The sequence below is a fragment of the Streptomyces sp. sk2.1 genome, from assembly GCF_008120935.1.
GTDB lineage: Bacteria > Actinomycetota > Actinomycetes > Streptomycetales > Streptomycetaceae > Streptomyces.
The window spans coordinates 1-7,173 of the sequence record NZ_RDBO01000214.1 but is presented as its reverse complement, the minus strand read 5'-3'; the positions used below and the strand labels follow the sequence as shown (position 1 = coordinate 7,173).

8 protein-coding genes are annotated in these 7,173 nt (G+C 67.9%); 3 read left to right on the top strand and 5 right to left on the bottom strand.

Features of this window, described 5'->3' with window-relative positions; translation table 11 throughout:
* A partial coding sequence (locus tag EAO76_RS45150) for a hypothetical protein (RefSeq protein WP_399463791.1) occupies positions 1-231 on the top strand: 231 nt, incomplete at its 5' end.
* A gap of 188 nt (positions 232-419) precedes the next feature.
* Here the strand turns inward: EAO76_RS45150 and EAO76_RS42720 are convergent.
* From EAO76_RS42720 to EAO76_RS42710, 3 genes are all read right to left on the bottom strand, one after another.
* Complete coding sequence (locus EAO76_RS42720) at positions 420-995, bottom strand: GerMN domain-containing protein (protein WP_148841596.1); 576 nt, start codon at positions 993-995, stop codon at positions 420-422.
* Complete coding sequence (locus EAO76_RS42715; RefSeq protein ID WP_148841595.1) at positions 992-2,419, bottom strand: cell wall metabolism sensor histidine kinase WalK; 1,428 nt, start codon at positions 2,417-2,419, stop codon at positions 992-994. Before EAO76_RS42715 ends, EAO76_RS42720 begins: the two co-directional genes overlap by 4 nt.
* Before the next feature lie 167 nt (positions 2,420-2,586).
* The gene (locus tag EAO76_RS42710) at positions 2,587-3,273 is read right to left on the bottom strand and encodes a response regulator transcription factor (RefSeq protein WP_148841594.1); all 687 of its coding nucleotides are present in this window, start codon (positions 3,271-3,273) and stop codon (positions 2,587-2,589) included.
* A gap of 487 nt (positions 3,274-3,760) precedes the next feature.
* Between EAO76_RS42710 and EAO76_RS42700 the strand changes: the two genes are divergently transcribed.
* Complete coding sequence (locus EAO76_RS42700) at positions 3,761-4,393, top strand: DUF3152 domain-containing protein (protein WP_316248421.1); 633 nt, start codon at positions 3,761-3,763, stop codon at positions 4,391-4,393.
* Positions 4,394-4,657: 264 nt separating this feature from the next.
* On the opposite strand, the gene EAO76_RS42695 is transcribed toward EAO76_RS42700, so the two are convergent.
* Both EAO76_RS42695 and EAO76_RS42685 read right to left on the bottom strand, forming a co-directional pair.
* On the bottom strand, positions 4,658-4,993 hold the full coding sequence (locus tag EAO76_RS42695) for a transposase (protein ID WP_262376242.1): 336 nt from the start codon (positions 4,991-4,993) through the stop codon (positions 4,658-4,660).
* Positions 4,994-6,265: 1,272 nt separating this feature from the next.
* Complete coding sequence (locus EAO76_RS42685; protein ID WP_262376238.1) at positions 6,266-6,706, bottom strand: hypothetical protein; 441 nt, start codon at positions 6,704-6,706, stop codon at positions 6,266-6,268.
* A 247-nt stretch (positions 6,707-6,953) separates the two neighbouring features.
* Here EAO76_RS42685 and EAO76_RS42680 point away from each other — a divergent pair.
* Positions 6,954-7,173 (top strand): helix-turn-helix domain-containing protein (locus tag EAO76_RS42680; protein WP_399463788.1); only part of this gene is annotated, 220 nt, incomplete at its 3' end.

Sequence of the window (7,173 nt, the reverse complement as noted above, 5' to 3'; positions counted from 1 at the left end):
TCCTTCGCGCTGGACGAGGTCGGATGCGCACTGCTGTCCGCGCTGCGGGACTGGGCACGGGACTCCCCCACCACCGCCGCGCCGGGCATCGCCCGGAGCATCATCCGGTTCACGGTGAACGTCATTCCGGACCCCGACCACCCGGACACCGCCGACACCCTGGAGGCCATGCGCGACGAGCACCTGGTGCTGGCCCACGCGATGCACTCCGCACCCGGTACGCACCACTGACCGCACCACCGTGCGGGTGGGTGCGGTGGCGCGCACCCACCCGGTGCGCGCCGAATCCATCCGGTGCGGTCGGCGGCGTGGAAGTGGCGCGCATCGAGTGGGTCGGTGCGGTGCCGTGGGCCGGGTGGAGGCGGGGTGTTCCTCCTTGACCCGCCCTCCCTGGCGAATGCGACCGGCCCGGGCTCCTCCTACGGCTGGAGGGATTCGGGGCACGAGTCGGCCGACTGCGTGATCGTCCAACCGTCCCCGAACACACGGACGCTCGACTGTGCGGGAGAGCGTTGCGCGGTGTCGGGAGGAGCCGCGGAGGCGCCGTCCCGATTCCCGTCTGCGGGCACCACGGCAAGCGACGGAGCCATGTGCGCCACCGTGCACGCCAACTGCAGCATGGCCGGGTGGCTGAGGGGAGGAACATCTTTGGAGAGGTGGACGGAGAGTGCGTCGTCGCCGATCGCCACCTCCAGTGTGTCCGTCAGGCGGGGCAGCTCCGTGGTGACCGTCGCGGCCTCGCTCGTGGTCGGTCCGGCGAACAGGAGGCGCACGACCGCCCCGAAGTCCCCGGGGTCGGTGATCTTGCGCAGATAGGGCCTCAGCTCTCCGTTGTGCAGGAAGTAGAGGGCTGTGGCGGCGGGCGCCGGGGGCTTCGGACCGGGAGAGAGCATGCCGCTCGCCGGTTCGCCGGCCTCGATGACGCCGGACGGGGGGACTCCGCACGCCGCCAGGGTGAGCCCGGCCAGCAGCGCCCCTGCGCGCGAGCCCTTCACCGTGCACCTGCGGCGATGTCGTCGTCGACGGTTGCGGAGTCGCGGTGCAGGGGGAACTCGACCGTGAACACCGCACCGCCCCCGGGCAGGTTCGCCGTACGGATGCGTCCTCCGTGCAGGTGCACGTTCTCGGCCGTGATGGCCAGGCCCAGCCCGCTGCTCTCACTTTTGGTTCGTGATGTGCTCGCCTTGTAGAAGCGCTCGAAGATGTGCGGCATGGCTTCCTCGGCAATCCCCGGTCCGTTGTCCGTCACCTCGATGACGGCCCACGCCACGTCTGCTCGCTCCTCCCTCACGCCCATGGTCAGCCGTACCGGCGGTGCCCCGTGCCGCAGCGCGTTGCCGACCAGGTTGGCCATCACCACGTCGATTCGGACCGGATCCACGCGCGTCCTGAGCACGCCCTGTCGGGGCAAACGGGTCTCCACCCGGCCCTGCCACCCGCGAGAGGCGAGGGTGCGCTGTACCGACTCGACCAAGTCGATCTCGTCCAGGTTAAGTTCGACCGCGCCCGCGTCGAAACGGGAGATCTCCATCAGGTCGTTCACCAGCCCGCTGAGCCGACTGGTTCCCTCACTGATGAACCGCAGCGCGTCACCGGTCTCCTCGTCCAGGAGCCGTGTCTTCTCGTCCAGCATGTCGGTGACCGCCGACATCGCCGCCAGCGGCGTGCGCAGTTCATGAGAGACGTCCGCGACGAAGCGGCGCGCCTGGGCCTCCAGGCGGCGCGACTCCGCAACCGACTGTTCCAGGGCGGCCGCCATCTCGTTGAAGGACCGTGAGAGGTCGGCCAGTTCGTCGGAACCGTTGACGGCCAGCCGGACGTCGAGGTGCCCCTCGGTCATCCGGCGCGTCGCCCGACGCAGCGCCCGCACGGGACGGAGCACACCGCTCGCCGCCAGCAGCGCCAGGACGACGGCGAGGCACAGTGCCACCAGGGTGGCGCGCTCGATGCCACTGATCATCGCTCGCACATAGGCCTCTTCGGTGTTCTGCGGCACCACCAGATACATCACCATCCCCGAGAGCCTGGATTCCTCGCCCTCGCTGGTGGTGTACGTGACCGGCATTCCGACGACGAGACAGGGATGCCCGTCGGCGTTGATCCGCTGGAACACTGCGGCGCGCTTGGTCTGCACGGACCGGCTTAGTTCGGGACTGAGCCTGTCGAATTCGGCGCTCGGCGCGTAAGCGCGAAGGCCGTCATACGTGGCCATGACCTGCCACCCTTGTGTCCGGTTGGCGCCGAGCACCTGGTTCACCGCCGACTGCAGCTCCGTCTGGTCCGGCGTAGCGGGTGTGTGAACGGCCACGGCGTTGACGCTCGCCCGGAACTGCCTGATGACGGAATCCTGGCTCTGTTGCAGCACTCCCGTGCGCGCCTCCCGGAAGGCGAGTGCTCCGGTGCCCAGGGCACTGGCCATGGTCACCAGGACGAAGGCCGCCGCCAGGCGGGGGCGCAGCCCCCGCAGCGGAAGCGGGACTCGAGCCAGGGCCGTCCCGGGGAACCGCCCCGGCCCGGTGTTCCGCCCGTCTGCGGCGGCCTTGCGTTTCCGTAGGGTGTTTTCTGTCGGCACGGTTCTCCGGTCGTTCACGAGACGCCGAAGCGGTAACCGAAGCCGCGCGCGGTCTGCACGTACCGGGGGTCCCTGCCCTCACCGAGCTTGCCGCGCAATCGCTTCACACAGGCGTCCACGAGCCGTATGTCGCCGTGGTAGCTGTGCTCCCAGACCGCTTCCAGCAGCTGCTGGCGGCTGAACACCTGGCCGGGCGAGGCCGACAGGACCAGCAGCAGCCTCAGCTCGGAGGGGGCGAGCACGACGGGTTCGCCACGGTGTGTCACCACGAGCCCCGCCCGGTCGATGACCAGCTCACCGTGCGACTCCGCCCGGGGCCTGAGACCGTCCGAGACCGACGCGTCCAGTCTGCGGAGCACGGCTCGTATGCGCGCGTCGAGCACCCGGGCCTGCACGGGCTTGACCACGTAGTCGTCCGCGCCGGCCTCCAGCCCCACGACCACGTCGATGTCGTCTCCCCTGGCCGTCACCATGATGATCGGCACTTGGTCGCGAACCCTTATCCGCCGGCACACGTCGAGGCCGGACATGCCGGGCAGCATGAGGTCGAGCACGATGACGTCGGGCTGGAAGAGGCGGAGCTGTTCCAATCCCTCTTCACCGGTTCCGGCGGCGAATACGTCATGTCCCTGATGCCGTAGCGCCAGCTGGACAGCCTTACGGACATCTGGGTCATCTTCGACAATCAGGACTCGTGACACTTCGCCAGTGTAGACCGATCGGATGAGACGCCCACCCCGGGAAGAGCCCCCGTGAGTGCTGTTACCGAACGATCACAACGGGCCGGGGCGCCGGCGGCCCCCTCCCGAGCCGTGGGAGTCCCCCACAATTCGCCGTTACCATTTCGTCACCATCCGAGCTCATGATGATCATCTGAAACGACCAGTCTGAGCTGCCATGCATTCGGCACGAGAGCGGGAATCCGCACCACCCGCCGGCAGCGCCCCGGCCTCCCACCGAGGTGGCCGCCAGCGCCGGTCCTCCCACCGCCGGGTCGCTCCGCGCCGGTCCTCCCACCGCCGGAGCGCTCCGCGCCGGTCCTCCCACCGCCGGAGCGCTCAGACCCGCCGGTCGCGGAACTATCTGATCGGCACTCTGATGGCCGTCGGCCTGCTCGGCTCGGCGCCGTACCTCCTGGACGGTGGACGAAGTGACGCGTCGAACGGTGCACAGCGCCCGCGGAGCACGGTGCGCGTCACCCCCGCGCCCGCCCCGACACCCACTCAGCTCCGTGCCGAGATCAATGTCCCTTCGAGGGGCACCGGCTCATTCGTCACCGCGGACGCCGGTCGCGCGAAGGTCGGTCAAGGGCCGCGCCTGCTCCGCTACGTGGTAGAGGTCGAGGCCGGGCTCGAGATCTCGCCGGCCGAAGCGGCGAACGAGATCGCCGACATACTTGCCGCTCCCCGGGGCTGGACCCGCAACCATGCCTACTCCTTCCAGTTGGTGGGCGCGGGAGCTCACCACGACCTCACGGTGAAGATCGCGACACCAGGAACGGCGGACGCCTTGTGCTGGGCGGGCATCCACCAGGACACCAAGGGCGAATACAACTGCGAGGTCCCCGACGGGGTCGTGGTCAACCTCAAGCGCTGGGTCGAGGGCTCACCCACGTTCGACGGTCCGATCCATGACTACCGGGCGCTGATCATCAACCACGAGATAGGGCACTTCCTGGGCCACGGTCACATGACCTGCGCAGGTCCCGGGCAGCTGGCCCCCGTCATGATGCAGCAGATCAAGGGTCTGCACGGATGCACCGCCAACGCCTGGCCCTATGACAAGAACGGTCGCCTCGTCTCCGGGCCGCACGTGACATGACGCGGCGGCCGTTCCCGGAAGCACGCCGCTCGCGGGACGGGACCGGCTGTTACAGCTTGGTCGCAAGCGAAGCCGGTGGCCATGGACATCCGTCGGCTTTCGCGGGCAGCGCAGGAGGGAAAGGCCTCGATGTCCAGGCAACAGGTTCTGATCGTCGTGGGCCTTGGCCCCGGAAGTAGAAGCTGGAACGGGCGATCCCGGGAATGCCGCAGAGCCGCTTGACACCGTATCGGCGCTGGTGATCGTCAACGAACTGGCAGCGGTTCACCAGCGCGTCTCCCCGGCGAAATACCGGGCAGCCTTGCGGAAAATGTCGCGTTCTTCCTCCAGCTCACGGATCCTCTTTCTCGCGGCGGCCGGCTCCGCCCGAACCGTGTCACCGCCAGACTGCGGAGCGGCCGTCGGCGCGGAGTGGGCGCCGGAGCGGCGCCTGTCGGCAGCCCGGATCCAGTTCCGCAGTGTCTCGGTGTTCATTCCGAGGTCGGCGGCGACCGGCTTGATCGTCGCTCCCGGACGCGACCGGTACAGCGCGACTGCGTCTGCCTTGAACTCGGCGGGGTAGTGCTTCATCCCCACGGGGACTCCGTTCTCCTGGACCATCAAGATCCAAGTCTCTCCGGTGTCCAAGCTCCGGGGTCAGGGCCCTCGCCTCCTCAACCTTCCCGAACTGTGACGCCTGATCCACCGATTCACCCACCGCCGACCAGCCTCGATCGACCACATCCTGCGCTGGTCCCACTGGCGCCGCCGACGACAACACCAAGCTCGGATCAGCCACTACCAACAATGCGGCCACACACCATCCGAACCTGCCCAACCTTCAGGAAAAGCACCGTTGCAGTACCGGAAGCCGCCCCGACCGGCTTCCGCCGGGGTGGCCCGTACCGGACGAAACCGGTACGGGCCACCTCGGCCGTGCGCCCCCTGAGGTCAGCTCAGTGCCTGGAAGTTCTGCCATCCCGAGGTGCCCACGGCGACCCCGCTACCCGAGATGTTTGGGTAGAAGTAGAGCCGGGCGTCACCTCCGGTGGCCCAGATGTCGGTCTTGGCGTCGCCGTCGGCATCGGGGACAGCCGTGGTCAGCGGACGATTGGCGTGAGTCCAGCCGGATCCGATGGCGACGGACGCCGGGGCGGAGCCGAGCCCTTCGCCGGAGTCCCGCGTGCCCTCGTAGAGACGCAGTTCACCACTGGTTTTGTGCCGTGAGATCAGGTCGACACGGCCGTTTCCGGTGCGGTCTCCCGATCAAACGCATCCAACACGCCTCCGGCATCTACGAACTCACCTGGTCCATGGGCACCGGCCCCGCAGGACGCGCCACCTGGCAATACGGAGCCGCGCTCCGCCCCGGCACACCGCACGTGATCTGGCGCCTCATCGGCACCCACAGCATCCTCACCCCCCCCGAGGACAAGGGGACGGGCCTCGTCTCCGGGGAAGATCTTTTCCGGAACCGACTCCCCCGGCCTTCCGCGATGTCCTCAGCGCACGTACTGATACGCAAGAGTTCTTGTCAGAGTGACGTGAGTTGATCGGTCTCAGTCGGGTTGAACCGTGGCAGGGGCGTGACCTGCCGCGGTCCAGGTTGTGTGAGACGCCTTCGCGGCACGCGTCTCACACAAGTTGAGGCACTGCACCGAGACTGCGGGACCAGCGGCACACCGCGACCTGTGACATCTCGCTGAAGGCGAAGTCGAAGGCCTGTCCGCCAGCCTCGCCGCCGTCGAGGACAAGATCGCCCAGATCGAAGCCCAGCAGGGAAAAAAGCAGTCCCCCGTCTTCCTAGGCCTGCCCAACCTTGCCCAGCTCACCGCCCGCACCAGCGAAGCCACCGAGTAACGAGCTCGCATGGGCTGTCCCGCCATGTTCTCGTTACCAGCAGAGTCGTGGGTCCTGTTCATGCTCGGGGGAATGCAGGGATAGCGCCTCTGCGTCCGGTCCGTCCGTTCGTTGTAGGTATCCGGGTCGGGGGCTGTCGCCCCACCACGGCGGTGGCGGGGTGTGGACCCGCTGTGTGCGCGGAATCGATACCTCGGCCAGCACTCCATCATGGAACATCCACAGCCCGAAGCAATCGTCGTCTTCGTCGTGGAGCATGACCTGCACGCACTCCGGGTTGTTCCACGGCAGCGCTTCCAGGTCCGCGAGGACCCCGCGGCGCTGGCTCTCGCGGAAGAACTCGAGATACCACCCGCCGACGAACCAGTCCGGTATCCGCTCAAAACAGCCGCGCCAAGTACGCGTCTCGTCGATCCGCGTCAGCGGCTCCATCACCTCGTCCTCGTACCGTGCAAGGACCAGCACCTGCGCCATTCTGCTCATGAGGGCATGTCATCCCGCAGAGCGGTCGAGTGGCAAGTTCGTTTCGACGCACGGCTTACGACTCACGCGTCCGACACGATCACGGACCATCACGGGGCAGCTCATAGCCACCGCCGGTGCTTCGTGGGCAACCTTCCGCAGGGGCATTCCGACCGCTTGGTTACTGACTTCGGCTCGTCAGGGTGAACTTTCCCGAAGTCCCTGATGGGCTTGGTGTGGTGGCTGTATTCGATGGTGTGTGAGGTATTCGGATGGGGGCGGGCTGACCGTTGCGGGACGGGTGCGTCGGGAGTCGGTGCGGATGCAGGCGGCCGAGCTGTTCGAGCAGGAGGTCAAGCCGCCGGAAGTGGCACGGCGTCTGCGGGTGAGTCTGAAGTCGGCTTATCAGTGGCACCAGTTGTGGCGCGAGGGCGGGGTCGGGGCGCTGGCGTCACGCGGTCCGAGTGGGTCGCGGTGCC